At 69.7% G+C, this 26,497-nt stretch carries 28 protein-coding genes; 19 read left to right on the top strand and 9 right to left on the bottom strand.

Annotation, left to right across the window (positions count from 1 at the left end; genetic code table 11):
- The first annotated feature begins 43 nt into the window (after positions 1-43).
- Positions 44-577 carry a gamma carbonic anhydrase family protein gene (locus RHOOR87_RS0111135; protein ID WP_007512184.1) on the top strand — a complete coding sequence of 178 codons (534 nt, stop codon included), beginning with the start codon at positions 44-46 and terminating at the stop codon, positions 575-577.
- A gap of 7 nt (positions 578-584) precedes the next feature.
- Here the strand turns inward: RHOOR87_RS0111135 and RHOOR87_RS0111140 are convergent, their stop codons facing one another.
- From RHOOR87_RS0111140 to aroE, 3 genes are all read right to left on the bottom strand, one after another.
- Positions 585-1,136 carry a hypothetical protein gene (locus tag RHOOR87_RS0111140; protein ID WP_015449196.1) on the bottom strand — a complete coding sequence of 184 codons (552 nt, stop codon included), beginning with the start codon at positions 1,134-1,136 and terminating at the stop codon, positions 585-587.
- A 112-nt stretch (positions 1,137-1,248) separates the two neighbouring features.
- Complete coding sequence (locus tag RHOOR87_RS0111145) at positions 1,249-1,515, bottom strand: YkgJ family cysteine cluster protein (RefSeq protein WP_007512179.1); 267 nt, start codon at positions 1,513-1,515, stop codon at positions 1,249-1,251.
- Complete coding sequence (gene aroE, locus RHOOR87_RS0111150; protein WP_027485049.1) at positions 1,512-2,342, bottom strand: shikimate dehydrogenase; 831 nt, start codon at positions 2,340-2,342, stop codon at positions 1,512-1,514. Before aroE ends, RHOOR87_RS0111145 begins: the two co-directional genes overlap by 4 nt.
- A gap of 113 nt (positions 2,343-2,455) precedes the next feature.
- On the opposite strand from aroE, the gene RHOOR87_RS0111155 reads away from it, so the two are divergent.
- On the top strand, positions 2,456-2,713 hold the full coding sequence (locus RHOOR87_RS0111155) for a hypothetical protein (RefSeq protein ID WP_027485050.1): 258 nt from the start codon (positions 2,456-2,458) through the stop codon (positions 2,711-2,713).
- A gap of 21 nt (positions 2,714-2,734) precedes the next feature.
- Here RHOOR87_RS0111155 and RHOOR87_RS0111160 read toward each other — a convergent pair whose 3' ends face one another.
- Positions 2,735-4,222 (bottom strand): RimK family alpha-L-glutamate ligase, encoded by a 1,488-nt coding sequence (locus RHOOR87_RS0111160; protein ID WP_007515131.1) that lies wholly within the window; start codon positions 4,220-4,222, stop codon positions 2,735-2,737.
- A gap of 192 nt (positions 4,223-4,414) precedes the next feature.
- Between RHOOR87_RS0111160 and RHOOR87_RS0111165 the strand changes: the two genes are divergently transcribed.
- The 5 genes from RHOOR87_RS0111165 to idi all read left to right on the top strand — a co-directional run bounded on the left by RHOOR87_RS0111165 (position 4,415) and on the right by idi (position 10,146).
- On the top strand, positions 4,415-4,948 hold the full coding sequence (locus RHOOR87_RS0111165) for a GNAT family N-acetyltransferase (RefSeq protein ID WP_027485051.1): 534 nt from the start codon (positions 4,415-4,417) through the stop codon (positions 4,946-4,948).
- A 235-nt stretch (positions 4,949-5,183) separates the two neighbouring features.
- Positions 5,184-6,176: a diphosphomevalonate decarboxylase gene (mvaD, locus tag RHOOR87_RS0111170; protein WP_027485052.1), complete on the top strand. Its 993-nt coding sequence runs from the start codon at positions 5,184-5,186 to the stop codon at positions 6,174-6,176.
- Positions 6,176-7,195 carry a hypothetical protein gene (locus tag RHOOR87_RS0111175; RefSeq protein ID WP_027485053.1) on the top strand — a complete coding sequence of 340 codons (1,020 nt, stop codon included), beginning with the start codon at positions 6,176-6,178 and terminating at the stop codon, positions 7,193-7,195. Before mvaD ends, RHOOR87_RS0111175 begins: the two co-directional genes overlap by 1 nt.
- 28 nt (positions 7,196-7,223) lie before the next feature.
- The gene (locus tag RHOOR87_RS0111180; RefSeq protein WP_027485054.1) at positions 7,224-9,566 is read left to right on the top strand and encodes a hydroxymethylglutaryl-CoA reductase, degradative; all 2,343 of its coding nucleotides are present in this window, start codon (positions 7,224-7,226) and stop codon (positions 9,564-9,566) included.
- A complete protein-coding gene (gene idi, locus RHOOR87_RS0111185) occupies positions 9,559-10,146 on the top strand; it encodes an isopentenyl-diphosphate Delta-isomerase (RefSeq protein ID WP_027485055.1) in 588 nt (195 codons plus the stop codon). Before RHOOR87_RS0111180 ends, idi begins: the two co-directional genes overlap by 8 nt.
- Here idi and RHOOR87_RS0111190 read toward each other — a convergent pair.
- Positions 10,124-10,813: a hypothetical protein gene (locus RHOOR87_RS0111190; RefSeq protein ID WP_027485056.1), complete on the bottom strand. Its 690-nt coding sequence runs from the start codon at positions 10,811-10,813 to the stop codon at positions 10,124-10,126. The two genes, idi and RHOOR87_RS0111190, sit on opposite strands and share 23 nt — an antisense overlap.
- Before the next feature lie 111 nt (positions 10,814-10,924).
- Between RHOOR87_RS0111190 and RHOOR87_RS0111195 the strand changes: the two genes are divergently transcribed.
- The 9 genes from RHOOR87_RS0111195 to rbsK all read left to right on the top strand — a co-directional run bounded on the left by RHOOR87_RS0111195 (position 10,925) and on the right by rbsK (position 18,557).
- A complete protein-coding gene (locus RHOOR87_RS0111195; protein WP_015449204.1) occupies positions 10,925-11,101 on the top strand; it encodes a lipoprotein in 177 nt (58 codons plus the stop codon).
- Between the two features lie 13 nt (positions 11,102-11,114).
- On the top strand, positions 11,115-11,963 hold the full coding sequence (gene dapF / locus RHOOR87_RS0111200) for a diaminopimelate epimerase (RefSeq protein ID WP_027485057.1): 849 nt from the start codon (positions 11,115-11,117) through the stop codon (positions 11,961-11,963).
- Positions 11,964-12,057: 94 nt separating this feature from the next.
- Complete coding sequence (locus RHOOR87_RS0111205; RefSeq protein ID WP_015449206.1) at positions 12,058-12,750, top strand: DUF484 family protein; 693 nt, start codon at positions 12,058-12,060, stop codon at positions 12,748-12,750.
- 7 nt (positions 12,751-12,757) lie between these two features.
- On the top strand, positions 12,758-13,642 hold the full coding sequence (gene xerC, locus RHOOR87_RS0111210; RefSeq protein WP_007510012.1) for a tyrosine recombinase XerC: 885 nt from the start codon (positions 12,758-12,760) through the stop codon (positions 13,640-13,642).
- Positions 13,643-13,730: 88 nt separating this feature from the next.
- Complete coding sequence (locus RHOOR87_RS0111215) at positions 13,731-14,822, top strand: glycosyltransferase family 9 protein (RefSeq protein ID WP_027485059.1); 1,092 nt, start codon at positions 13,731-13,733, stop codon at positions 14,820-14,822.
- Positions 14,823-14,896: 74 nt separating this feature from the next.
- Positions 14,897-15,433 (top strand): ATP-dependent protease subunit HslV, encoded by a 537-nt coding sequence (gene hslV / locus RHOOR87_RS0111220; protein WP_015449209.1) that lies wholly within the window; start codon positions 14,897-14,899, stop codon positions 15,431-15,433.
- 106 nt (positions 15,434-15,539) lie between these two features.
- Positions 15,540-16,883: an ATP-dependent protease ATPase subunit HslU gene (gene hslU / locus RHOOR87_RS0111225; protein ID WP_007510018.1), complete on the top strand. Its 1,344-nt coding sequence runs from the start codon at positions 15,540-15,542 to the stop codon at positions 16,881-16,883.
- Between the two features lie 36 nt (positions 16,884-16,919).
- Positions 16,920-17,543 carry a hypothetical protein gene (locus tag RHOOR87_RS0111230; RefSeq protein WP_027485060.1) on the top strand — a complete coding sequence of 208 codons (624 nt, stop codon included), beginning with the start codon at positions 16,920-16,922 and terminating at the stop codon, positions 17,541-17,543.
- Between the two features lie 117 nt (positions 17,544-17,660).
- A complete protein-coding gene (gene rbsK, locus RHOOR87_RS0111235; RefSeq protein WP_027485061.1) occupies positions 17,661-18,557 on the top strand; it encodes a ribokinase in 897 nt (298 codons plus the stop codon).
- Position 18,558: 1 nt separating this feature from the next.
- On the opposite strand, the gene mnmE is transcribed toward rbsK, so the two are convergent.
- The 4 genes from mnmE to rpmH form a co-directional block, all read right to left on the bottom strand.
- Positions 18,559-19,902: a tRNA uridine-5-carboxymethylaminomethyl(34) synthesis GTPase MnmE gene (gene mnmE, locus RHOOR87_RS0111240; protein WP_027485062.1), complete on the bottom strand. Its 1,344-nt coding sequence runs from the start codon at positions 19,900-19,902 to the stop codon at positions 18,559-18,561.
- 124 nt (positions 19,903-20,026) lie between these two features.
- Complete coding sequence (yidC, locus tag RHOOR87_RS0111245; protein ID WP_027485063.1) at positions 20,027-21,763, bottom strand: membrane protein insertase YidC; 1,737 nt, start codon at positions 21,761-21,763, stop codon at positions 20,027-20,029.
- Between the two features lie 64 nt (positions 21,764-21,827).
- On the bottom strand, positions 21,828-22,232 hold the full coding sequence (gene rnpA / locus RHOOR87_RS19190) for a ribonuclease P protein component (RefSeq protein ID WP_027485064.1): 405 nt from the start codon (positions 22,230-22,232) through the stop codon (positions 21,828-21,830).
- A gap of 14 nt (positions 22,233-22,246) precedes the next feature.
- Complete coding sequence (gene rpmH, locus RHOOR87_RS0111255) at positions 22,247-22,381, bottom strand: 50S ribosomal protein L34 (protein WP_007510029.1); 135 nt, start codon at positions 22,379-22,381, stop codon at positions 22,247-22,249.
- A 194-nt stretch (positions 22,382-22,575) separates the two neighbouring features.
- Between rpmH and dnaA the strand changes: the two genes are divergently transcribed.
- The 3 genes from dnaA (at position 22,576) to recF (ending at position 26,424) form a co-directional block, all read left to right on the top strand.
- Entirely contained in the window at positions 22,576-23,904 is a 1,329-nt protein-coding gene (gene dnaA, locus RHOOR87_RS0111260; RefSeq protein WP_007510031.1) for a chromosomal replication initiator protein DnaA, read from the top strand.
- A 243-nt stretch (positions 23,905-24,147) separates the two neighbouring features.
- Positions 24,148-25,248, top strand: a complete 1,101-nt coding sequence (gene dnaN, locus RHOOR87_RS0111265) for a DNA polymerase III subunit beta (RefSeq protein WP_007510034.1) — start codon at positions 24,148-24,150, stop codon at positions 25,246-25,248.
- A 96-nt stretch (positions 25,249-25,344) separates the two neighbouring features.
- Positions 25,345-26,424 (top strand): DNA replication/repair protein RecF, encoded by a 1,080-nt coding sequence (gene recF / locus RHOOR87_RS0111270; RefSeq protein ID WP_027485065.1) that lies wholly within the window; start codon positions 25,345-25,347, stop codon positions 26,422-26,424.
- The last annotated feature ends 73 nt before the right edge of the window (positions 26,425-26,497 follow it).

Consider the following 26,497-nt stretch of genomic DNA (forward strand, 5'->3'; position numbering starts at 1 on the left):
GAAATCAAGCGCGGCGGCGTGACGGCGCCGCTAGAATGCCCGGATGAATCCCCTGCGCAGCTTCAAGGGCATCGCGCCCCGCCTCGGCCAGCGCGTCTACCTCGACCCCGCCGCCAGCGTGATCGGCGACGTGGCGCTCGGCGACGACGTCTCGATCTGGCCCGGCGCGGTGCTGCGCGGCGACGTCAACCATATCCGTGTCGGTGCGAAGACCAGCATCCAGGACGGCGCGATCGTGCACGTCGCCCACGCCGGCCCATACGGCCCGGGCTACCCGTGCCTGATCGGCGAGGGCGTCACCGTCGGCCATGCCGCGGTGGTGCATGCCTGCACGATCGGCGACTACTGCCTGATCGGCATGCACGCCAGCGTGCTGGATGGCGCGGTGGTGATGAAGCACGGCTTCGTCGGCGCCGGCGCGCTGGTGCCGCCGGGCAAGGTGGTCGGCGAGCGCGAGCTGTGGCTGGGCAACCCGGCAAAGTTCGTGCGCCTGCTCAGCGACCGCCAGATCGAGCAGCTGCACTATTCCGCCGATCACTACGTGCGCCTGAAGGACGCCTACCTGGCGTCCGCCTGAGGCGGTGTCACAGCGCCGCGCCGCGCGCGGCGTTCGCCTGGCGGATACGCTCGGCTTCCGCCTCGTGCTGCCGCGCCTCGATGTTGCGCGCGGCGGAAAGTTTGCCGCCGAGCAGGGCGAGGGTGAAGTTGTCGCGGTCGAACTCGCGCAGCAGGTCGATCTCGCGGCGCGCTTCGTCCAGCCCCTTCTGGTTGATGGTGCGCTCGATCTCCTCCGAGGCTCGCGGGAACGATTCGCGCAGGGCCTCGTTGGCGGTCTTGTTGTCCGGCTCCAGCTGCAGCACGCTGAGGTAGAACTCGAAGGCATTGCTGCCGGCCGGCGCGACCAGCCGCCCGTCGTGCATCGCGTCGCGGGCCAGGCCGAGCAGGATCGCGCTGCCGCTTTGCGCGTCGTCGCCTGGCGCCCCTGCGGCACCCGCCGCGGCGGGTGCGGCCACATTCAACGTGGCGTTCGTCGTCGCCCGGGTGTACCAGAAGACGCCTCCGACGCCGGCCAGCAGGAGCAGACAGACAAGCGTGATCGCGTATCGGTGCGATACGACGGGAAGAAAACGGGGCATGACACCTGCTGCGCAAACCGGTCCCGCACGCTGGAGCCCGCGTCATCGACACGCTCCCGGCGGATGCCGCCATCATCGCCGGGCCATGTTTCAGCCGCGTGGCGGCACCGCCTCAGCGCGCGGCCGTAGCCGCTTCCAGCTGCGCCAGCCAGGCCAGCGCATGGGCGCGATCCGCGCCGCACATCGCCGGCTCTGCACCCAGGCGGTGGCAAACCGCGGGCCGCTCGGGGCGACCGAAGATCGCGCAGCGGTGGTCGTCGGTGAGCTGCACGCAGCGCACGCCGGCCGGCTTGCCATCGGGCATGCCGGGGATCGGCGAACTGATCGAGGGGGCGATGCAGCAGGCGCCGCAGCCGGCGCGACAAGCCAGCGCGTTCACGCGGACTGCCGGCGCAGCGCCTGGTACACCGGCTCGGTATCCGGGCGCCGGCCATGCCACAGCGCGAACGCATCGGCCGCGGTTTCCACCAGCATGCCGAGGCCGTCGAACGCGTAACGTGTGCCCGCCGCCGTCGCCCAGCTCAGGAAGCTGCTGGCGGCGGTGCCATAGGAAAGGTCGTAGCACAGCGCGCGCGCGCCGACCAGCGAGGGCGGCAACTGCAGCGACACGCCCAGCACGCCGGCCGAGGTGGCGTTGACGATCAGGTCGTAGCTGCCGATGTCGGCCAGGTCGGACCAGTAGCGGGTGTGCGCACGCGCCGGCTCGCCGATCGCGTCGGCCAGCGCGTCGGCCGACGTGGCGGTGCGGCTGACGATGGTCAACGTCGCCACGCCGGCGTCCAGCAGGTTCCACGCCACGCCGTGCGCGGCACCGCCGGCGCCCAGCAGCAGCGCGGTGTGGCCGCGCAGATCCAGCCCGTGGCGCTCGGTGAGGTCGCGCACCAGGCCGTCGCCATCGGTGTTGTGCGCGGCCAGCCGGCCGGCGACCAGCGCGGTCAGCACGTTCGCGCTGCCGGCGCGGGTGGCCGCCACGCTGCGTTCGTCCGCCAGCGCGAAGGCGGCGGCCTTGTGCGGCAGGGTGACGTTGGCGCCGCGGCCGCCGTCGGCGAAGAAGCGTCGCACCGCCGCGGCAAACCCGGCCGGTTCCACGTCGATCGCACGGTACGTCAGCTCGATCTCGAACTGTCGCGCGAAGGCCTGGTGGATGGTCGGCGACAGGCTGTGCGCGATCGGATGGCCGAACACGGCGAACTGGGCGACTGGCATGAAGATCCCCGAGGAAGGTCCGGCCACCATTCTACAAGGCGGATTTTCTGCACGTCGCAGCCGGTGAGATGGGGGCGCGGCACCTTGCGGCCACCTTCCGGTGGAAAACTTCCATGCGCCCGCAAGTCCTGCCTTCGCCGCACCACCAGCGCCTGCTCGGCGCCGCCGCACTGTGGCTGCTCGGTGGCGGCACGTTGCTGCTGAGCACGCTGGTGCCGGCGCACACCATGCTGCTCGGCTGGACGCCGGGGTTCTGGCTGCTGGGGGCACCGCTGGTCGTGCTGCTGGCGCTGGAACCCTCCTGGCCGCGGCAGCTGCTGGCGCTGTGCCGGCCACGCCGGCGCACGGTCCGCGGCGCAGCCTGGCACTGAGGCGGCCGGGAAACCGCTCCGTCAGCGGACGCCGTCACCCTGGCGCTTGCGCTCCATCCGGCGCAGGAACTCCCGCATCACGCGCAGATACAGCTCCTCGCCGAGGTAGGCGTCCTCGACGCCGGCGTCGATCGACGGGTTGTCGTTCACCTCGATCACCACCGGCTTGCTGCCGACCTGCTTCAGGTCGACACCGTAGAGACCGTCGCCGATCGGCTGGGTCGCCTTCAGCGCCAGCTTGACCACCGCCGCCGGCGCCTCCTTCAGCGCGATGGTCTCGAAGCCGCCGGATTTTGCCGTGCCCTTGGCACCGTGGTTGTAGATCTGCCAGTGGCCGCGCGACATGTAGTATTTGCAGGCGTAGATCGGCTCGCGATTGAGTACGCCGATGCGCCAGTCGAACTCGGTGTAGACGTATTCCTGCGCCAGCAGCAGCGCACTGTGCTGGAACAGGCCGCTGGCCGCGTGTGCCAGCGCGTCCTCGTCCTCGACCTTGACCACGCCGCGCGAGAACGAGCCGTCCGGGATCTTCAGCACCAGCGGGAAGCCGAGCCGGGCCACCACTTCCTTCATGCCCTTGCTGTCGTCGCGGTAGAGGATTTCCGTACGGGGGACAGCCAGCTTGCGCGAGACCATCAGGTCGTTGAGGTAGATCTTGTTGGTGCAGCGCAGGATCGAGCTGGGGTCGTCGATCACCACCATGCCTTCCTTCTCGGCGCGGTGGGCGAAGCGGTAGGTGTGGTTGTCGGACGCGGTGGTCTCGCGGATAAACAGGCCGTCGTATTCGGCCAGGCGCTGGTAGTCGTTCTTGCCGATCGGGTCGACCTCGATGCCGAGCTCCCTGCCGGCGGCGACGAAGGACTTCAGCGCCTTCTTGTTCGACGGTGGCATCTGCTCCTTCGGGTCGACCAGCATCGCCAGGTCGTAGCGGAACTGGCGCCGCGCGCGCGGCTTGCGCCACAGCTTGCGCGAGAAGCGGTCGAGCTCCTCGGCGAACGCGTCCTCCTGGGTGTCGACCAGGGTGTGCAGGCCGACCGGCTTGATCGAGCTGACCTGCCACACGCGGTCGCGCTCGAACTCGATGCGCAGCAGCGGGCAGGGGAACATTTCGAACACCTGCCGGGCCAGGTCCTGCAGCGCCGGGTAGGCCGTCTCGCCAAAATAGACCAGGGTGCCGAAATCGGTGGTGTCGCGGCCGCCGGCCGGCAGGAAGTGGGTGAGCTTCTGGTTGAGGTCGTCGATGTCCAGGCCGTACAGCGAGCGCCGGCGCAGGTCGTTCACCGTGCGCACCGACGGCATCACCTTGTGCCCGCGCGCCTCGGCCAGCAGCGACACGTAGTAGCCGGTGCCCAGGTACTTGTAGCTGCGGCACAGGTTGATCACGTGGGTGCGTTCGTCGTCGCCGCCGACCGGCTTGCGCAGATAGTCCATCGCGCTCATCACGTCGACGGACGGGTAGTACGAACTCCAGTCGGAAGCTTTTTCGACAACGATGACCAGACGGGTCATGGCACCACTCGGGCGATACGGCGATGGCGGGCCTGCCCCGGCGCAGCGTGGGGCAGGGCGTGCAAAACGCGCAGTTTGGCACAGCGCCGGCACGGCACAAGGGCACGCGCTGAAGCGCGAGTGAACGGCACCGGCGCGGCGCGGCAAGGCGGAATCGCCCGCATCGGCGCGGCTGCCTGCTAGAGTCCGCGCGTGCCGACCGCCCTGCCCCCGCCATCCCCCGCCCACGGCCGCCGCATCGCCGCGGGACCGGCCGACCTGCCGTCGGCAACCAGCGGCCCGCGCGTGCGCCGCGCCGCCGCATCCGACCTGGACGAGCTGGTCGCGCTGGAACAACGCAGCTTCAGCAGCGACCGGCTGAGCCGTGCGCAATACCGCCGCCACCTGGACAGCGACTCCGCACTGGTACTGGTGGCCAGCGCCAACCATCACCTTTTCCTCGGCAGCGCCGTGCTGTTCTTCCGCAAGCGCAGCGCGGTGGCCCGCCTGTACTCGCTGGCCACCGCGCCGGAGGCACGCGGCCAGGGCGTCGGTGCCGCGCTGCTGGCCGCGGTGGCCGACGCCGCGCGGCGCCGCGGCTCGCGCGCACTGAAACTGGAAGTGCGCACCGACAACGCCGCCGCGATCCGGCTGTACGAACGCCACGGCTTCCGCCGCATCGGCCGCTACGCGCGCTACTACGAAGACGGCGCCGATGCCTGGCGCTACGAGCAGACGCTCGACTGACCCGCGCGACGGTGCGCCAGATCGGCCTTGCGCGGCCTGATGTACATCAGGTCGCGCGAGGCCCGGCGCCGGCACAATGGCGGGGATGTCGGCGGCGTGGTTGGCCGGGGCCGCGGCGATCGTGCCGCGGTGTCCCGCGCGCCACGCGCTGCCGGCAAGCGGCAGCTGCCGACCGCTCCGGATGCACGCACCCGTCCGGTGCCGGCGGTGCGGCCGCTTCCGCAACGGAACCCCGATGGCCGCCACCGCGCAAGCACAGCCGAACATCGCCCTGGTCAAATACTGGGGCAAGCGCGACACGAGGTTGAACCTGCCGGTCACCGGCTCCCTGTCGATCACCCTGGACGCGCTGTGGACGCGCACCCGGGTCGAGTTCGATGCGTCGCTGCGGCATGACGAGCTGCGCCTGAACGGGGCGGAGGACCCGGCAACGCTGGCCCGGGCCAGCGCCTGCCTGGATCTGCTGCGGCGGCGCGCCGGCACCGCGCAGCGCGCGCGAATCGACACGCGCAACAATTTCCCCACCGCGGCGGGACTGGCTTCCTCGGCATCCGGCTTCGCGGCGCTGGTGGTGGCGGCCGACGCCGCGCTCGGCCTCGCGCTGGATCGCCGGACCCTGTCCATGCTGGCCCGGCAGGGTTCGGGTTCGGCGGCGCGCTCGCTGTTCGGCGGCTTCGTCAGCATGGCCGCGGGCCAGCGCGACGACGGCGCGGACGCGGTCGCGCAACCCCTGCTCGGCGCCGCCGCATGGCCGCTGGCGGTGGTCGTCGCGGTGACCTCGGACCGCCGCAAGCACGTCGGCTCGGGCGCCGGCATGGAGCGCAGCCGCCGCACGTCGCCGTTCTACCCGGCGTGGGTGGACAGCGCGGCGACGGACCTGGCGGCCGCGCAGCGCGCGGTGCAGGCGCGCGACTTTGCCGCGCTGGCCGAGCTGAGCGAACACAACTGCCTGAAGATGCATGCAGTGATGCAGTCCAGCCGGCCGCCGCTGCTGTACTGGAATGGCGCCACCGTCGACTGCATGCAGCGCATTCGCGCCTTGCGCGAGGACGCGGGCGAGCAGGTCTTCTTCACGGTCGATGCCGGCGCCCAGGTGAAGGCCGTCTGCACGCCGGACGCGGCGCCCCGGGTCGCCGCCGCGCTGGCCGAGTTGCCCGGCGTCGCCCAGGTGCTGAGCAGCCGCCTGGGCGAAGGTGCGCGGCGGCTCGACGACAGCGAGGCGCCCTGATGCGCGTGCTGGCTACGGCGCCGGGCAAGCTGGTGATCGCCGGCGAGTACGCGGTGCTGGAGGGCGCCCCCGCGCTGGTCCTGGCGATCGACCGGCAGGCACGCGTGACGCTGGAAGACACCGACGGCAGCGATTACGAGATCACGGCGCCCGGGCTCGGCATCGATGCCGCGCACGGCCGGCTGGATGCGGCCGGGCGGATCGCCTGGCCGGCGCTGGATGCGGCGGCGAGCGCACCGCTGCGGCTGGTCGGCGCCATCCTGGAAACGCTCGGCGCGGAGGACCGGCCGCCGCCGTTCCGCGCCAGCCTGGACACCCGCGCGTTCCATGCCGGCAGCGATGGCCGGCGCAAGCTCGGCCTGGGTTCCAGCGCGGCGCTGACGGTGGCGCTGGCCAGCGCGATCGGCACGCTGGGCCGGCGCGGCGTGCCGTCCCTCGACACGCTGCTCGCGGCACACCGCCGGGCGCAGGATGGCTACGGCAGCGGATTGGACGTCGCCGCCAGCCTGACCGGCGGCCTGCTGCTCTACCGGCTGCACGACGGGCAGCCGCGGATCGCGCCGGCGACATGGCCGCAAGGGCTGGCGTGGTGCTGCGTGTGGACCGGCCGGCCGGCCTCGACCGGACTCTTCCTGCAGCGGCTGGCCGCCTGGCGCGCGCAGGCGCCGGCGCGCCACGCCGCGGCGATGCGCGAGCTCGGCGACTGCGCCACGGCCGCCGCCGGCGCAGCCAGCGCCGCCGCGCTGCTCGAGGCGGTCGCCGCTTGCGCCCAGGCGCTGGAGCGACTGGGCGCGGCCAGCGGCCTGGACATTTTCAGCCCCGAGCACCGCGCGCTGGCCGCGCTGGCGGCGCGCCTGGGGGTTGCCTACAAGACCTGCGGCGCCGGCGGCGGCGACATCGGCATCGCGCTGGCCACCGACGCTGCGCGCCTGCAAGCCTTCCGGCGGGCCGCCAGCGCCGCCGGCTTTCCCGTGCTCGACCTGCACCCGGCCGCCGCCGCCAGCGTGCAGGCGCACTGATCCGTCCGACCTATCCAGGAAAACCCACGTGGACTCGTTACCCGCAACCGGCCAGGCCGACTCGCCTGCCGCAACCCCGGCCGACGACACGCCGTGCGATCGCGCGGCGAGTGCGCCCGAGCATCCCGCCCGCCTGCCCGGCTTCCATCGGCTGGCGGTGACCGAGCGGCTGCAGCTGCTGCGCAGCCGCGGGCTGCTGACGCAGGCCGACCACCGCGCGCTGACCAGCGGTGCGCAGCGGCTGGAGCCGGCGCAGGCCGACAAGATGATCGAGAACGTCATCGGCGTGATGGGGCTGCCGGTCGGGCTGGGCCTGAATTTCCTGATCAACGGCAAGGACTACGTGGTGCCGCTGGTGGTCGAGGAGCCGTCGATCGTGGCCGCGCTGAGCGCCGCCGCCAAACTGGTGCGCGGCTGCGGCGGCTTCACCACCGCGAGCGACCGGCCCCTGCTGATCGGCCAGGTCCAGCTGACCGGCCTGGCCCACTCGGGCAAGGCGCGCACGGCCTTGCTGCAGCGGCGCGACGAGATCATCAACCTGGCCAACAGCCTGCACCCGAACATGGTCGCACGCGGCGGCGGCGTGGCGGACGTCGAGGTGCTGATCCACGCCGCGCCGGACGGCGGCCCCGACATGCTGGTGCTGCACCTGCTGGTCGACACCTGCGACGCGATGGGCGCCAACCTGGTCAACACGATGTGCGAGGGCGTGGCCCCGTTGGCCGAGGCGATCATCGGCGGCAAGGCCTGCCTGCGCATCCTGTCCAACCTGACCGACCGCGCGCTGGTGCGCGCCAGCGCGGTGATCCCGGCGCATGCGCTGGCCGGCAAGGGCCACGACGGCGGGCAGGTGCGCGACGGCATCATCCTGGCCAACGACCTGGCCCTGGTCGACCCGTATCGCGCCGCGACCCACAACAAGGGCGTCATGAACGGCGTGGACGCGGTGGCGCTGGCCACCGGCAACGACTGGCGCGCGCTGGAGGCGGCGGTGCACGCCTACGCCGCGCGCGGCCAGGGCTACCGCGCGCTGACCCGCTGGTCGCGCAACGCGCAGGGCGACCTGGTCGGCAGCATCGAACTGCCGCTCAAGGTCGGCACCGTGGGCGGTTCGCTGCAGGCCAACCCGATGGTGGCGATCAACCATCGCCTGCTGGGTTCGCCCGGTGCGCGCGAGCTCGCCGAGGTGATGGCCGCCGTCGGCCTGGCGCAGAACTTCTCCGCCTTGCGGGCGCTGGTCACCGACGGCATCCAGCAAGGCCACATGACCCTGCACGCGCGCAGCGTGGCGCTGGCGGCCGGCGCCACGCCGCCGATGTTCGAGCAGGTGGTGGAACGCCTGCTGGCCGACGGCGAGATCAAGCTGTGGAAGGCGCAACTGATCGTGGCCGAGCTGGGCGGGCAGGCGGCGCCGGGGCAAGCTGCCAGCGGCCACCCGCGGGCCGGCACGCAGGAATGGGCGGCCGGCCACGGCAAGGTGATCCTGCTCGGCGAACACGCCGTGGTATACGGCCGCCACGCGATCGCCGCGCCGTTGCCGCTGGCGATCCGCGCGCGCGTGGAGGACGCCCACGACGGCACCACGCTGCTGATCCCGCGCTGGGGCATCGAGCAACGCCTGCCGCAGCAGCCGGCGCACCCGGGTTCCTTCCTGCAGTCCCTGACGCTGCTGCTGGAGCGTCTCGGCCTGGACCGGCGCGCGCTGCGCATCCAGGTGGCGCCGGAGATGCCCCGGGCGATGGGCCTGGGCGGCTCGGCGGCGCTGGCGGTGGCGGTGATCCGCGCACTCGACCGGCACTGCGCGCTGGGCCTCGACGACGCCAGCGTCTGCGCGCTCGCCTTCGAATGCGAGACGATCGCCCACGGCACGCCCTCGGGCATCGACAACACGGTCGCCACCCACGGCGAGGCGCTGCTGTACCGGCGCGGCGAGCCGGCGACGATCCGCCCGCTTGCGCTGAAACAGCCGCTGCCGCTGGTGATCGGCCTGAGCGGCAGCGAGAGCCTGACCGCCAGGATGGTGGCGCGCGTGCGTCAGGCGTGGCGGCAGCATCCGGCGCGATACGAACGCATCTTCGACGAAATCGACGTGCTGACCCGGCACGCGCTCGACGCGCTGCAAGCCCACGACCTGGGCGAACTCGGCGAACTGATGAACATCTGCCAGGGTCAGTTGAACGCGCTGCAGGTGTCCAGCCGCGAGATCGAGGAACTGGTCCAGCTCGCACGCGAGCACGGCGCGCTGGGCGCCAAGTTGACCGGCGGCGGCGGTGGCGGCGCGGTGATCGCGCTGTGCCCCGACGGCGGCGCGCGCGTGGTCCGGGCGATGCGCGACGCCGGCTACCAGGCGCTGGAGGTGTCCTTTGGCTGACGCGACGCCACGCCACCCCACGGTCTCCTCCGAAGCCGAGCGGCTGATCCTGGTCGACGCCGACGATCGCGCGGTCGGCTACGCCAGCAAGGCGGCCGCCCACGATGGCCGCGGCCAGCGCCATCGCGCCTTCTCGCTGTTCATCTTCAACGGGCACGGCGAGTTGCTGCTGCAGCAGCGCAGCCGCAGCAAGCGGCTGTGGCCCGGTTACTGGGCCAACAGCTGCTGCAGCCACCCGCGCCAGGGAGAAAGCATGGAGCAGGCCACCGAACGACGCCTGCAGCAGGAGCTGGGCATGCGCTGCCCGCTGCGTTACCTGTTCAAGTTCGAATACCAGGCCGATTACCGCAACCTCGGCGCCGAACACGAACTGTGCTGGGTCTACGCCGGCACCTGCACGCAGCCGGTGCGCGCCAATGCCACGGAAGTCGAGGCCTGGCGCTTCGTCGCGCCGGCCGCACTCGATCGCGAGATCGCCCGCTGCCCGGAGCGCTTCACGCCCTGGCTGAAGCTCGAATGGGCGCAACTGCGCCAGGGCCCGGCGCTGTCGGCTTACCTCAGCCCCCCAGCGGGTGGCTGATTTTCTCCGCGGTCGCGGCATCCGGCCGCGCCACCAGCGCGCCGGTGCGCATCAGGCTCACCGCGTAATGCCCGCCATCGACCAGCGGCAGGAACGCACCGCTGCCGTAGACGGTATCGATTTCCGGCACCCAGCGCGGGTACTGCTTTTTCAGGTTGAGCAGGTCGAACGCGCCGGCTTCGTCGAAGCCGATCACCGTGCGCGGCGCCTGGGCCTCCTGCACGGGATCGTCGTAGCGGCCGGACAGCCGGTCGAGCCGGTACAGCGGCGGCACGCCGGCCAGCAGCGCGGGCAGCTTCCACTTCAGCACGATCGCCTCGACGCGCCAGGCGTCGCCGGCCAGCTGCAGCCGGCGCGTGCTGCCGTCGGGCCAGCTGAGGGTCAGCACCCAGCGCTGCGGCGACAGGATGTGCGCGTCGATCTCGACCACCGGCGCCTCCTCGCCAAGCAGCCGGTAGCCGCGCAGCGCACAGCCGGCACCGGCCAGCAGCAGGGTCAGTGCGAAGGCGCCCACGCACAGCAGCGCACGCCAGCTGGCGGCCAGATGCCGGCCGCCGTGCAGGCGCTGGCGCAGGGCCACCAGCTGCACCAGGGTGATCAATGCAAACACCGCCGCCAGCACCAGCAGCACGGTCATCGGCATGCGCAGCAGCGCACTCCAGTCCATCGTCGTCACCTCGTCCCCGCGTCGTGCGATTCGTGCGCGCATCATAGCGGCGATGCCGCGGCCGAGCCGGCGCGGCTCGCTATACTGCACCCGTCCCCAGGAATCCCGACCATGCGCCGATCCTTCTTGCTGCTGCCGCTCTGCCTCGCCCTCGCCACGCTCGCCGGCTGCGGCAACAAGGGACCGCTGGTGCTGCCGAGCCAGCCCGCCGCCGCGTCGACCACGGTACAACCGGCCGCGCCCGCGCTGCCGGCCAGCGTCGACGAACCGGCGCCCGGCCAGCACTGAGCCGCAGCCGCCCATGCAGCTGCGTTTCTCGAAGATGCACGGCATCGGCAACGACTTCGTCGTGCTGGATTGTCGGCAACGCGCGTTTCCGCTGGATGCGGCGCAGATCCGCGCGCTGGCCGACCGCCATACCGGCGTGGGCTTCGACCAGCTGCTCAGCGTGGAGCCGGCACGCAGCCCGGACGGCGCGTTCTACTACGGCATCTGGAACGCCGACGGCTCGCCGTCCGGCCAGTGCGGCAACGGCGTGCGCTGCGTGGCGGCGTGGCTGCACCGCGCCGGCGCGCTGGCGATCGGCAAGGACGTGGCGATCGAGAGTCCGTCCGGTCCGGTGACGGTGCGCCTGCTCGACGCGCACGAAGTCGCCGTGGACATGGGCGAGCCGGTGTTCGAGCCGGCGCGGATCTCGTTCGCGGCCGACGCCGCAGCCGATCGTTATGCGATCGACGCGGCCGGCGAGACACTGGACATCGGCGCGGTGTCGATGGGCAACCCGCATGCGGTGGTCACGGTGGACGACCTCGCCGACCCCGTGCTGGCGCGGCTGGGCCCGCTGCTGACCAGCCACCCACGCTTCGCCCAGGGCGCCAACGCCGGCTTCGTGCAGCGGCTGGACCGCCGCCATCTGCGCCTGCGCGTGCACGAACGCGGCGCCGGCTGGACCCTGGCCTGCGGCACCGGCGCCTGCGCCGCGATGGCGGTGCTGCGCCGGCGCGGCGAGGTCGACGCCACGGTGGCGGTCGAGTTGCCCGGCGGCACGCTGCGCATCGACTGGGCCGGCCCCGGCCACACCTTGTGGATGACCGGCCCGGCCGCGTTCGCGTTCGAGGGCGAATGGCCGGTTCCGGCCACCAGCGCCTGACGCGGCGGTTGAAGCGCGCCCGCGTCCATCGCACACTCCGGCCGGACGGCGCGCCTTCTTCGCGCACCGCGCAACGGTTCGAGGATTTTCGCGCATGACTGCCACCCTGCTCGACGACGCCACCCAGGCCCGCGTGGTCGCCGCCTACCTGAAGCGCCATCCGGAGTTCCTCAGCGAATACCCGGAGCTGGCCGCCAAGCTGACCATGCCGCCGCGCGAGCGGGGCGGCGCGGTGTCCTCGCTGGCGGTGTACCAGCTGCAGAGCCTGCGCGACAAGAACGCGGAACTCGAACGCCAGCTGGCCGAGCTGGTCGCGATCGCCGCCGAGAACGAGAAGCTGATGGAGCGCGTGCACGCGCTCACCGTGGCGCTGCTGCGCGCGAACACGATGGAGGTGACCGCGCGCACGGTGATCGCCAAGCTCAGCGCGGATTTCCATACCGAGCAGGTGCGCCTGCTGCTGTTCGGCGACGAGCCGCGGCTGCCGCGTGCGGAATGGCTGCAGCAGATCCCCGGCGGCGCCGCCGCGCTGCCGGAGTTCGGCGAATTCCTGCACAAGGGCGAGCCGGTCTCCGGCCGCCTGTCCGCCGAGAAGCTCGAGCGCCTGTTCGGCGTCGACGCCGGGCAGATCCGCTCGGTCGCGATGATGCGCCTGGGCGACTGCGGCATCCTGGCGATCGGCAGCACCAACCCGGACCGCTTCCAGCCCGGCATGGGCACGCTGTTCCTGAAGATGATCTCGGCCACCATCACTGCCGCGCTGGCCCGCTCGCGGGATATCTCCTGAGCCGGCGATGACGCCCGCCGAACAGGTCGAGCAATGGCTCGCCCGCCTCGCCGGCGAGCGCCATGCCTCGCCGCACACGGTCGCCGGCTACCGCCGCGATCTGGCCAAGCTGCTGCGCTTCATGCACGAGCAGCGACTGGAGGCGTTCGACGCGCTGGACGCGAACCGGATGCGCACGTTCGTGGCCGGCGAGCATCGCACCGGGCTGGCGCCGAAGAGCCTGCAGCGCCTGCTGTCGTCCTGCCGCAGCCTGTTCCGCCAGCTCAGCCGCGAGGGCCAACTGGCCAGTGATCCGCTGCTCGGCGTGCGCGGCCCCAAGGTACGCCGCAAGCTGCCGCAGGTGCTCGACGTCGACGAGGCCGCCGCGCTGGTGGAGACCGACAGCGGCGGCAGGTTGGCGGTGCGCGACCGCGCGATGCTGGAGCTGTTCTACTCCAGCGGCCTGCGCCTGTCCGAGCTGTGCGGCCTGCGCTGGCTCGACCTCAACCTCGACGAGGGCGAAGTGCGCGTGCTCGGCAAGGGCAGCAAGACCCGCATCGTGCCGGTCGGCCGCCACGCCCTCGCCGCGCTGCGCGCGCTGGGCGCGGAGGAAGGCATGCCGGCGGACAGCCCGATCTTCCGCGGTCGCGGCGGCGCGCCGATCAACCCGCGCACGATACAACTGCGCATGAGCAAGCTGGCGTTGCAGCAAGGCATTCCGAAGCACATCCACCCGCACCTGCTGCGGCATACTTTCGCCAGCCACATGCTGGAATCCTCCGGCGACCTGCGCGCGGTGCAGGAGCTGCTCGGCCATGCCGACATCGCCACCACCCAGATCTACACCCACCTGGACTTCCAGCACCTGGCGCGGGTCTACGACGCCGCGCACCCGCGCGCGCGGCGCAAATGACCGCCATCGGGCGAACCGCCGCAAAAGCCCGCAGAAAGATTCCCATGGCCACAATGGCAACACGACACTTCTTGCCAGGCGCCAGCCAGTGACCCCCTCGGAAACGCCACTTGCCGCCATCGCACCCACGGTGGTCGGGCGCGACGCGTGGCCGACACACCGGCATCTGCTTGGGGTGGGAGAGCTGCCGCGACGCGACGTCTTCCGCATCCTGCTGCTGCGCCCCAACCATCGGCTTGGCAACGCGCTGCTGCTGACTCCGCTGCTGAGCGAGCTGGAACGGCGCTATCCCGGTGCCGAGATCGACCTGGTCACCGGCTGCGAAGCGGCCGACGAGGTGTTCGCCGGATTTCGCCAGGTTCGCCACATCTTTCAACTGACCCGCCGGCCAGGCCACCATCCGCTGCGGCTGTTGCGCACCCTGCTGCGTCTGCGACGCGCCCGTTACGACCTGGCGATCGACGGCACCCGCGGTTCGCGCTCCGGTCGCCTGCTGCTCTTCCTGAGCGGCGCCCGCCATCTGCTCGGCCTGCCGGGCAGCAAGCGCGAATTGCGTGAGGGCGGGTCGGCCTGGAAAACCGCGCTGGCTCACGCACCCGACCACTTTTCGCTGGATGGCGTATACGCGCTGCGCTGCGCGATGGGATTGTCCTTCCCGGAACAGGAAGAAAGCTGGCCGCCGCTGCGAATCCATCTGGGCGCAGAGGAGCGGGCGAGCGGCCGCGCGCTGCTGCTCGACCTGCTTGGCCACGAGCCGGACGGCAACCACCGGGTGATCGCGCTGTTCCCCAATGCCACCGGCAGCAAGCGTCTTTGCAGCGAGTGGTGGCTGGCCCTGGTCGACGCGCTGACGACAGCCCACCCGGAGCTGTGCTTCATCGAAATGCTTCCGGCGCACGGCCAGTCGCAACTGCAATCGCGCTTCCCCGCCTTCTACTCCAGCAACGTGCGCCGGATGGCGGCGGTGCTTGCGCAGTGCGACGGCTACATCAGCGCCGACTGCGGGGTGATGCATCTGGCCTGCGCCGCCGGCGTGCCCACGCTGGGCTTGTTCACGCGGGACAACCTGACGCGTTATCGCCCGCGCGGCCAGCACGACGAGGCACTGTGCGTGGCCGGCCTCACCCCGGTCCAGGTCGCCGCGGCGGCGGCGCCATTCGTGCACGCCCTGCAGCGCTGAAGCCGGGCGCATCGCTTGCAATCGGCGGGGCCGATCCTTATCTAGTCAGCTCCTCCCCGGAGCAAGACACCACCATGGAATCGTTTCACGCCACCACCATCGTCTGCGTGCGCCGCGAAGGCCGCGTCGTGATCGGCAGCGACGGCCAGGTCACGCTGGGCAACACGGTGATGAAGGGCAATGCGCGCAAGGTCCGCCGGCTGGGCAAGGCGGGCGACGTGGTGGCCGGCTTCGCCGGCGCCACCGCCGATGCGTTCACGCTGTTCGAGCTGTTCGAACAGAAGCTCGAGAAGCACAACAGCAACCTCACCCGCGCCGCGGTGGAGATGGCCAAGGAATGGCGCACCGACCGCCGCTTCGGCCGGCTCGAGGCGATGCTCGCCGTGGCGGACAAGGAGGCCTCGCTGCTGATCTCCGGCAACGGCGACGTGGTGGAACCCGAACACGGCCTGATCGCGATCGGCTCCGGCGGGCCGTTCGCGCAGTCCGCGGCGATGGCCCTGCTCGAAAACACCGAACTGGATGCGCGCACCATCGTCGAGAAGGCGCTGAAGATCGCCGGCGACATCTGCATCTACACCAACCACAACGTGTCGATCGAAGAGCTGTGATTCGGGATGGGGGATTCGGGATTCGCAAAAACCCGCCCCCACTCCCATGCGCCACCCGCTGATCTTCCGCATACCGAATCTCGTCTCCCGAATCCCGGCGAAGCCCATGTCCGAACTCACTCCCCGCGAAATCGTCAACGAACTCGACCGCTACATCATCGGCCAGCACGACGCCAAGCGCGCAGTGGCGGTGGCGCTGCGCAGCCGCTGGCGGCGCATGCAGCTGCCGGCCGAGATGCGCAACGAGATCACGCCGAAGAACATCCTGATGATCGGGCCCACCGGCGTCGGCAAGACCGAGATCGCGCGGCGGCTGGCCACGCTGGCCAATGCGCCGTTCGTGAAGGTCGAGGCGACCAAGTTCACCGAGGTGGGCTATGTCGGCAAGGATGTCGAATCGATCATCCGCGATCTGGCCGATGGTGCCTACAAGCTGACCCGCGAGCAGGCGATCAAGCGCGTGCGTTCACAGGCCGAGGATCGCGCCGAAGACCGCATCCTGGACGCACTGCTGCCGCGCCGGCAGGCCCCGCCGACCGACTGGAGCCACGACGCACCGGCCGCTCCCGCCATCGACAGCGACACCCGCCAGAAGCTGCGCAAGCAACTGCGTGAAGGAGCGCTCGACGAGCGCGAGATCGAGCTGGATTTCGCCATGAACGTGGGCGTGGAGATCATGTCGCCGCCGGGCATGGAGGAGATGGGCGCGCAGCTACGCCAGATGTTCCAGAACCTGGGCGGGGCCAAGACACAGAACCGCAAGCTGGCGATCAAGCTGGCGCGCCCGCTGCTGATCGACGAGGAGGCCGGCAAGCTGCTCAACGACGAGGAAATCCGCGCCCAGGCGATGGAAGCTGCCGAGCAGAACGGCATCGTCTTCATCGACGAGATCGACAAGGTCGCCCAGCGCGGCGACCACGGCCACGCCGGGGTCAGCCGCGAAGGCGTGCAGCGCGACCTGCTGCCGCTGGTGGAGGGCTCCACCGTGTCGACCAAGTACGGCCCGATCAAGACCGACCACATGCTGTTCATCGCCTCCGGCGCGTTCTCGCTGGCCAAGCCGTCCGACCTGATCCCCGAGCTGCAGGGGCGGTTGCCGATCCGGGTTGAACTGTCCGCACTCAGCGTGGACGACTTCAAGCGAATCCTGCGCGAGCCGCAGAACGCGTTGACCAAGCAGTACGTGGCCCTGCTCGGCACCGAAGGCGTCAGCATCGAGTTCACCGACTCCGGCGTCGACCGGCTGGCCGAGGTGGCGTTCCAGGTGAACGAGCGCACCGAGAACATCGGCGCCCGTCGGCTGCACACCGTGATGGAGCGCCTGCTGGAAAAGATTTCCTTCGAGGCGGCGGACAAGTCCGGTGAAAAATACCTTATCGACGCCGAACATGTAGACAAAAACCTTGGAAGCCTGGCCCGGAACGAGGATCTCAGCCGCTACATCCTCTGAACAAGCCGGTTACCCCCATCTGCTAAAATAGGCGCCGTGAGCAACATTATTGAACTGAAAAACACCGGCCAGCGCGCCCAGTTGCGCGAGGCGCAACAGAAACAGACGCTGGTGCGGTTGTGGCGCGAGGAGCTTGAACACGGCAGCTTCTGCGGCTACGTGGGCGGCGTGGGACGCGAGTTCTTCCTGCTCTGGGTGGTCGGCGACGGCGTCACCTACGACGGCATGTACGTGATGCGCCACCGCGACGTCAGCGAGCTGGAGGCACCGGACAAGCACCACGTGTTCTTCGAGAAGGCGCTGGCGCTGAAGCAGATCCTGCCGCGGATGCCGCGCGGCTTCCCGCTGGACAATATCCGCGAGGTCATCCAAGCTGCCGGTGCGCAGGCGCCGGTGATCGGCGTGCACGTGGACAGCGAGGACGAGTCCGAGGTCTGCTACATCGGCCGCCTGATCGACGTCGAGGAAGACGGCTTCAACATGCAGGAGCTGAGCCCCGACGCGGAGTGGATGCGCGAACCCTCGTTCTTCGCCTGGGACGAGGTCTCCACCGTCAGCATCGAGGACAGCTACGCGCAGTCCCTGCTCGCCGTGGCCGGCCCTGCACCGGCCCTACTGCCCGGCGGCGACACCGGCTTCGGCCAGGCTCCCTCGCCCTGATTCCCGGAAAACGCCCTTGCCGGAGCCCGCTCGCGGGGTTCCCGTCGCACCCGGCTCGCCACGCCAACGGATAAGCTTTCGGATACGTCCTGAAAGCCCACCCGCCCGGGAGCACACATGAGCCGCATCGTCGTCGTCGGCAGCATCAACATGGATCTGGTCACCCAGGCGCCGCGCTTCGTCGGGCCGGGCGAGACCATCCTCGGCGAGCGCTTCCTCACCATGCCCGGCGGCAAGGGTGCCAACCAGGCGGTGGCCGCGGCGCGACTGGGCGCCGAGGTGGCGCTGGTCGGTGCGCTCGGTGATGACGCCTTCGGCCAGCAATTGCGCGCCGGCCTCGCCACCGAAGGCGTCCACCTGGACCACGTCGCGCGCCTCGCCGACAGCGCCAGCGGCACCGCCTCGATCACCGTTGCCGGCGGGGAAAACCAGATCATCGTGGTGCCGGGTGCCAACGCCCGTGTCACCCCCGCGCAGGTGGACAACGCACACGCGCTGATCGAGCGCGCCAACGCCGTGCTGGTACAGATGGAAATCCCGCTGGACACCGTCGAAGCCACCGTGCGCCTGGGCCACCGCCTCGGCGTGCCGGTGATCCTCAACCCCGCGCCCGCGCAAAAGCTGCCCACCGACTGGCTGCAACTCGCCCGCTACGTCACTCCGAACCAGCACGAACTGGCGATCCTGCTCGGCGCCGATCCCGACGAAGACTTCCGCACGTTGATGCAACGCGCGCCCTGTCCGGTGGTGCTCACCCGCGGCGGCGAAGGCGCCTGGTACCGCGAACAGGGCGAACCGCTGCACCAGTCCGGCTTCAAGGTCCACGTGGTCGACAGCACCGGCGCCGGCGACACCTTCAACGCCGCGCTGGCGGTGTTCCTGCACGAAGGCCTGGGCAGGGCCGTGCGCAAGGCCTGCGCTGCCGCTGCGCTGTCGGTGACTCGGCTGGGCGCGCAGGGCGGCATGCCGGGGCCGCAGGAACTGGATGCTTTTCTCGCGCAGCAGGCCGGCTGAATCACTTGCCGATGCAGAACGAGCCGAAGATCGCGCCGAGCAAATCATCGCTGCTGTAGCTGCCGGTGATTTCACCGAGCGCGTGCTGGGCCTGGCGCAGTTCCTCGGCGGCGAGTTCGCCGGCGCGGCTGCCGGTGAGGATGGCGGCGGTGCGATCGAGAAACGCACCGACCTGCTGCAGCGCCAGCACGTGACGACGACGCGCGCTGAAGGCGCCTTCGCCGCTGCCGGCGCCGGCCAGCCGCTTGAGGTGCTCGCGCAGGGCGTCGAGGCCGGCGCCGGTTTTCGCCGAGGCCCACAGCCAGTGCATGCCTTCGCACTGGCTGTGGCGGGCGGGAGCCTGGTCGAGGTCGATCTTGTTGATCAGCACGATGCGTTCGACGCCGGCGGGCAGGGCGTCGAAGAAGGCCAGGTCGGCGGCGTAGTCGGCAGCGGTGGTCACCAGCAGGGCGACATCGGCGCGTTGCAGTTCGCCGTGGGCGCGGCGCACGCCTTCGCGCTCGACTTCGTCTTCCGTCTCGCGCAGGCCGGCGGTGTCGGCCAGTTCCAGCGCAACGCCATCCAGGCTCAGGGCTTCGCGCAGCACGTCGCGGGTGGTGCCGGGAATCGGGGTGACGATGGCGCGCGCGCTGCCGGCCAGTGCGTTGAGCAGGCTGGACTTGCCGGCGTTGGGGCGGCCGACGATGGCGACCTTGAGGCCGTCGTTCAGGCGCAGGCCGCGCTGCGCCTCGCGCAGCAGGTCGGCCAGTTCGGCGCGCAGGTTTTCCAGTTGCGCGGTGATCGCGGGGTCGGCGAGAAAGTCGATTTCCTCCTCGGGGAAGTCGATCGCCGCCTCGATATGTACGCGCAGCGCGATCAGCGACTGCAGCAGCGCGTCGACCTTGCGCGAGAACACGCCTTCCATCGACTGCAGCGCCGCGCGCGCGCCGGCCTGCGAGCGGGCGGCGATCAGGTCGGCGACGGCTTCGGCCTGGGCCAGGTCGAGCTTGCCGTTCAGGAACGCGCGCTCGGTGAACTCGCCGGGGCGCGCCAGCCGCGCGCCGAGTTCGCAGACGCGGCGCAGCAGCGCGTCGAGCAGCACGGCGCTGCCATGGCCCTGCAATTCCAGCACGTGTTCGCCGGTATACGAGGCCGGGGCGGGGAAATGCAGCAGCAGGCCGCGGTCGATCAACTCGCCGGCACCGTCGCGGAACGCGGCGAAGTGGGCGTGGCGCGGTTGCGGCGGCCGGCCGAGCAGGGCTTGCGCGATCGCCGACGCGGCGGGCCCCGACACGCGCAGCACGCCCACGCCGGCGGCGCCCGGTGCGCTGGCGATGGCGGCGATGGTGTCGGTGCTCTGGCTCATGCGTGGCAGGTTAAACGAAGACAGCCGCGGCGGTTGTCCGGCGCGGCCGTTTTTACTGGAAGTGCGGCCACGGATGGCCGCTCACTCGATCCTGGCGATCAGGGATGAGCGCCAGCGTCACTCATCAGGCGGCCTGGGCCCTGGCCGCGTCCTCGCGGTCGACATGGTGGGTGATCCACCATTGCTGGCCGAGGCCGACGATGCCGTTGACGGCGTAGTACAGGCACAGGCCGGCAGGGAAGAACGCGAACATCACGGTGAACAGCAGCGGCATCACCTTCATCATCTTCGCCTGGGTCGGGTCCATGCCCGCGGCCACCGGGTTCAGCCACTGCGTGCCCAGCATCACCAGTGCGTAGATGATCGGCAGGATGTAGAACGGATCGGGCGCGCTCAGGTCGGGAATCCACAGGAACGGCGCATGGCGCAGTTCCAGGCTGTACTCGAGCACGAAGAACAGGCCGTAGAACACCGGCAAGGTGATCAGCACCGGCAGGCAGCCGCCCATCGGGTTGACCTTCTCCTTCTTGTACAGCTCCATCATCGCCACTTGCATCTTCTGCTTGTCGTCGCCGTAGCGCTCCTTCAGCGCCTGCACGCGCGGCTGCAGCTTGCGCATGCGGGCGCTGGAGCGGTACTGGATGGCGGTGAGCTTCCAGCTCAGGCCCTTGATCAGCAGCACCAGCAGGATGATTGCCACGCCCCAGTTCTTGCTGATCGCGTGGAACTGCGACAGCACCCAGTGCATCGGCACGGCGATGATCTTGAACATGCCGTAGTCGATGGTGAGGTCCAGCCCCGGCGCGATCGCGTCCATCGTGCCCTGCTTGTTCGGGCCGACGTACAGGCGCGACTGGCTGGTCAGGCTCTGTCCCGGCGCCACGCTGAGCGCGGGGCCGACCGTGCGGATCAGGTAGCGCGGATGCGCGCTGTCCGGGTTGATCGTCTGGGTGACGTACTGCTCGGTCTGGTCGGCCGGCGGAATCCACGCAGTGACGAAGTACAGCTTCAGCATCGCCGCCCAGCCGCCCTTGATCGAGGCGTTGAGCTGGTCTTTCGGTTCGGCAAAATTCTTGAACGGCAGCTTCTCGAACTTCTCGCCGGTGTACCAGGCGGCACCCTGGAAGCTGCGTGTCTCGGGGTTGGTGTAGTTCGCCAGCCAGTTGCCGGCCTTCGGCGGCTCGACCCGCAGCAGTTGCTGGTAGGCGTTGCCCTGCCATGGCGTGGCGCTGCCGTTGTCGATGCGCTGGCTGACGCCGATGACGTAGCTGCCCCGCTTGAAAGTGTAGGTCTTGGTGACCTTGAGGCCGGCGGCGTCCTGCCAGGTGAGGTCGACCTTCAGCTCGTCCTGGCCGGGGGCGAGCGCGTAGGCACTCTTCTCGGCATGGAACAGCGCCAGGTGGTTCGGCTGGTCGGCCGGCACACTGTCGCTGTTGCTGACCAAGCCGTTCTGCGCCACCGAATAGCGCTCGGGATCGCTGGTCAGCAGCACGGTCGGCGGCGGGTTCGGCGCCTTGTGCGTGCGCGGCGCCTGCGGGTAGGCCAGCAGGTCGGCGTGCACCAGGCTGCCGCCGCGGGTATCCACGGTGAGCTTGAGTACGTCGGTCTCGACGGTGATCAGTTGCGCCGCGGCGGGTGTGGCGGCAGCCGCGTCACCGGCGCTCGGCGGCGTGGCCGCCGAGTCTGGCGCGGAGGCGGCCGGGATCGCGCCCGGTACACCGGCGTCCGCCGAAGATGCGGCTGCGCCGACGGCGCTGGTTGCCGTGGTCGGCGGCGGCGCGTAATCCTTCTCCCAGGCGAGGAACAGGAAGTAGGCCACGGCCAGCAGGGCGAACAGGAGGAAGGTGCGCGTTTGATTCATCGCGTAGCAGATCCGGGTAACGCCACGACACGTGTCCACGCCGCGGAGACAGGAAGGAAAAAGGTCAACGCTCGATTGTGGTGGTGTCGCCCGCGGGCTTCAATGGCCCCGACGTCGCGGCATGGCCGGCCAGCAGTTTTTTCCACAAGCCGTCGAGTTCGGCCAGCAGCTGCGGCCCGGGTACGCCGGCGGCCTGTTCACGCGCCATCACCATCATGTCGACCGCCGGCAGCCGGTGGCGCACGCGCCGGAACGACTCGCGCAGCAGGCGCTTGATCCGGTTGCGCTCGACCGCGCGCTTGGAGACGCGCTTGGAGATCGCCAGGCCGAGCCGGGCATGGCCGAGCCCGTTGTCGCGATAGCGCATATGAAAACAGCGGCCGCCTGCGCGTCCGCTGCTGCTTCGCAAGGCGGCGAAGTCACCCGGCCGACGTAACCGCGCTTCGCGCGGCAGCCCGGCGCTGGACATGACGCTCGCGCCGATTACGGGATCAGGCGCTTGCGGCCCTTGGCGCGACGGGCGTTGAGGACTTTGCGGCCGTCGGCGGTGGCCATACGGGCACGGAAACCGTGCGTGCGAGCGCGCTTGAGCTTGCTGGGCTGGAAGGTCCGCTTCATGGGTTGCTCCGAAGGGAATGTGGATAAAAAGGTTGGAAAGTATGTGGGGTGAATGACGCCACTGTCAAATGGCGGTGGAGGGCACCCTGTGGATACCGCTGTGGATAGGTGGGCGTCCGGGGGCGTGTGGGAGGCTGCTAGACTACCCCATCACCCCGCGCGCAAGCGCTCCCAAGCTGTGGTTGATCCTATCCATGAGTGATCTGTGGCGGCGCTGCCTTGAGCGCCTCGAAGGCGAGCTGAGCGCCGAAGACCTGCATACCTGGCTGATGCCGCTGCAGGCGCGCGAAGACGCCAACGGCCTGCAGTTGTTCGCGCCCAATTCCTACACCCTGGACACCGTGCGCGGGCGCTACCTGGAACAGATCGAGGCGATGCTGCTGCAGCTTGCCGGCAAGCCGTGTCCGGTGCGGCTGGAGGTCGGTTCCAGTGCGGTCCGGCCGGCACCGCCGGCGAAGGTAGCCGCGGCGCCCCGGGTCGCCATGACGGCGGCCGCCGCGTTCAGCCACAACCTCGACCCGCACTACACCTTCGAAACCTTCGTCGAGGGCAAATCCAACCAGCTCGGCAAGGCCGCCGCCATGCAGGTGGCGACCAATCCGGGCCGGGCCTACAACCCGCTGCTGCTGTACGGCGGCACCGGCCTGGGCAAGACCCACCTGATGCATGCTGCCGGCAACCTGATGCGCGAACGCAACCCGGACTGCAAGGTGCTGTACCTGCGCTCGGAGCAATTCGTGGGCTCGATGATCGAGGCCTTGCGCGCCAAGAGCATGGACCAGTTCAAGCAGCGCTTCCGCTCGGTCGACGCGCTGCTGATCGACGACATCCAGTTCTTCGCTGGCAAGGACACCACGCAGGAGGAGTTCTTCCACACCTTCAACGCGCTGTTCGAGTCCAAGCAGCAGATCATCCTCACCTGCGACCGCTATCCGAAGGAAGTGGACAAGCTGGAGCCGCGGCTGAAGTCGCGGCTGGGCTGGGGCCTGTCGGTGGCGATCGAGCCACCGGATTTCGAAACCCGCGCGGCAATCCTGCTGTCCAAGGCGCACGAGAAGGGGGTGGCCGTGGACGAACACGTGGCGATGCTGCTGGCCAAACGCATCCGCTCCAACGTGCGCGACCTGGAGGGCGCGCTGAACACGCTGGCGGCACGGGCGAATTTCTATGGCAAGCCGATCACCACCGACTTCGCCGAGGAAACCCTGCGCGACCTGCTGGCCACACATGCGCAGGCGGTCACCATCCCGAACATCCAGAAGATCACCGCCGAGTACTTCAACGTGCGCCTGCAGGACCTGTTGTCCAAACGCCGCGTACGCTCGCTGGCGCGGCCGCGGCAGATCGCGATGACCTTGTCCAAGGAGCTGACCGAGCACAGCCTGCCGGAAATCGGCGAGGCGTTCGGCGGGCGCGACCACACGACCGTGATGCACGCCTGCAAGACGATCCGCAAGTTCATCGAGACGGACGCACGCATGCGCCAAGACTGGGAGCAACTGATTCGCACGCTGACCGGTTGAGCGACGATCGGCAAAGTTTATGGATAAGCGGGGGCCCAAGCTGTGGATAATGGGTGGACAGATCGGTCCTTGAAGTTATCCACAAACAGCCCACCGGCAGGCCGCCCTTTCAGGCACAATCAAGAATCATTGCAAATCATTGATAGACAAAAGAAAAACAGGTCGTGAACGTTATCCACCGGTACCACCACAACCACCAACTTCTTTTAAAGACAGAACAGCAGGTATAGGGGAAGCACAGCCATGCAATTCAGCATCCAACGAGAAGCTCTGCTCAAGCCGCTGCAGCAGGTGGTTGGTGTGGTTGAACGCCGCCAGACGCTACCCGTGCTGGCCAACCTGCTGGTCCGGGTCGGCAACGGCAAGTTGTCGCTGACCGGAACCGACCTGGAAGTGGAGATGGTCGCCACCACCGAGGCGGAGAAGCTGGTCGACGGCGAGGTCACCATTCCCGCCCGCAAGCTGTTCGACATCGTGCGGGCGCTGCCCGACGGCGCCCGCATCGAGCTCAAGCTGAACGGCGACCGCGTGGCGCTCAGTGCCGGGCGCAGCCGTTTCACACTGACCACCCTGCCAGCCAGCGAATTTCCCACGATCGACGAAATCGAGCTGGTCGAAAAGGTCAGCCTGCCCGAGGAAGCGTTGCGCGACCTGATGGAGCGCACCGCGTTCGCCATGGCAAACCAGGACGTGCGCTACTACTTGAACGGCATGTTGCTGGACCTGCAGGAGCACACCCTGCGCTGCGTGGCTACCGACGGCCACCGTCTGGCGATGAAGGAAACCGAGCTGCAGAGCTCGGTCAGCGCGCGCCGGCAGATCATCATTCCACGCAAGGGCGTCAACGAACTGATCGGCCTGCTGGAAAGCGGTGACGGCCAGGTCGAACTGGAGTTCGGTCGCAACCACCTGCGCGTACGCCGCGGCGACGTGGTGTTCACCTCCAAGCTGATCGACGGCCGCTTCCCGGACTACGAAGCGGTGATTCCGCTGGGTGCCGACAAGACTGCCACGCTGGATCGGGAAGTGCTGCGTGGCGCCCTGCAGCGCGCGGCGATCCTGTCGAACGAGAAGTACCGCGGCGTGCGGCTGGAATTGTCGCCGGGCAAGCTGCGCATCGTGGCGCACAACCCGGAGCAGGAGGAAGCCGTGGAGGAGGTCGAGGCCGACACCCACGTGTCTGATCTGGCGGTTGGCTTCAACGTAGGCTACCTGCTCGATGCGCTGGCGGCGCTGCGCGGCGAACAGGCCCGGCTCAGCCTGCGCGACGCGCAGTCGAGCTGCCTGGTGCAGGAACACGACAACGAGCATGCCCGCCACGTGATCATGCCGCTGCGGCTCTGACGGCCGACCGATGGCGCTCGCCACGCACGGCAAGCCAGGGCAACGCCGGGGCCCCCCGCAGGGACCCCGGCGTTGCCGTTTGTGGGCGCCTTGCCCGTGAGGTTGCAGCAGCTTCGGATACGCGGACTGCGTTGCCTCACCGACGTCGATGCGGTGCTGGGTCCGGCTATCAATGTTTTCGTGGGCGCGAACGGCGCCGGCAAGACCAGCGTGCTGGAAGCGGCGTTCCTGCTTTCACATGCCCGCTCCTTCCGCAGCGGGGCGAAGGAGGCGCTGTTGCAGCGGGGCGCCACGCAGTTGTCGATCTTTGCCGAGTTGTGTCATGCCGACCGGCGGGTGTGCCGGCTGGGCCTGGGCCGCGCCGGAGCGGGCTGGGAGGCGAAGCTCGATGGTTCGGGCGTCCCGCTCGGGCAACTGGTGAGCGAATGCGCGGTGGTCTGCTTCGAGCCAGGGTCGCACGCCCTGATCGCCGGCGCGGCCGAGGAGCGCCGACGCTACCTGGACTGGGGTGTGTTCCACGTGGAACATGCGTTTCTGTCCTGCTGGCGCCGCTACCAGCGGGCGCTGAAACAGCGCAACAGTCTGTTGCGTTCCCTCTCGCCCCCCGGCGACGAGCTGTTTGCGCCATGGGAGGCCGAACTGGCGCAGGCTGCCGATCAAATCGATCGGCAGCGGCGCGCCTACCTGGATCGGCTGCGCCCGCGGCTGCAGGGCAGCATCGCGGGTTTGCTGCCGGAACTGGGGGCGTTCGCGCTGCGTTATCGCCGCGGCTGGTCGGACGAGCTGGATCTGGCCCGGCAGCTGCGCGAGCAACGGGGCAGGGACCTGGCACGCGGGCACACCACGCTCGGCGCGCATCGGGCCGACTGGTCGATCACGTTCGAACAGGCGCCACTGCGTGAGCATCTGTCCCGCGGCCAGGAGAAACTCACCGCGCTGGCCTGCCTGCTGGCCCAGGCCGAACTGTATGCCGAGCATCGCGGGGAATGGCCCATCGTCTGCCTGGACGATCTCGCCTCCGAACTGGATCAGGCGCACCAGCTTGCGGTGGTGACGCTGCTGCGGGCGGCCGACACCCAAGTCCTGCTGACCGGCACCGAGCTGCCGGCCGCGCTGCAGGGACTCCCTGCCTGCGTGTTCCACGTGGAACAAGGCAGGCTGGCGCGCCTGCTATAATCAAAAGGTTGCATCTCCCAGGATTGCATAACCCTGTCCGGCCATCCACGGCGCCGTGTCGGGCGGGTCGCTG

It is taken from the genome of Rhodanobacter sp. OR87, assembly GCF_000473345.1.
GTDB lineage: Bacteria > Pseudomonadota > Gammaproteobacteria > Xanthomonadales > Rhodanobacteraceae > Rhodanobacter > Rhodanobacter denitrificans.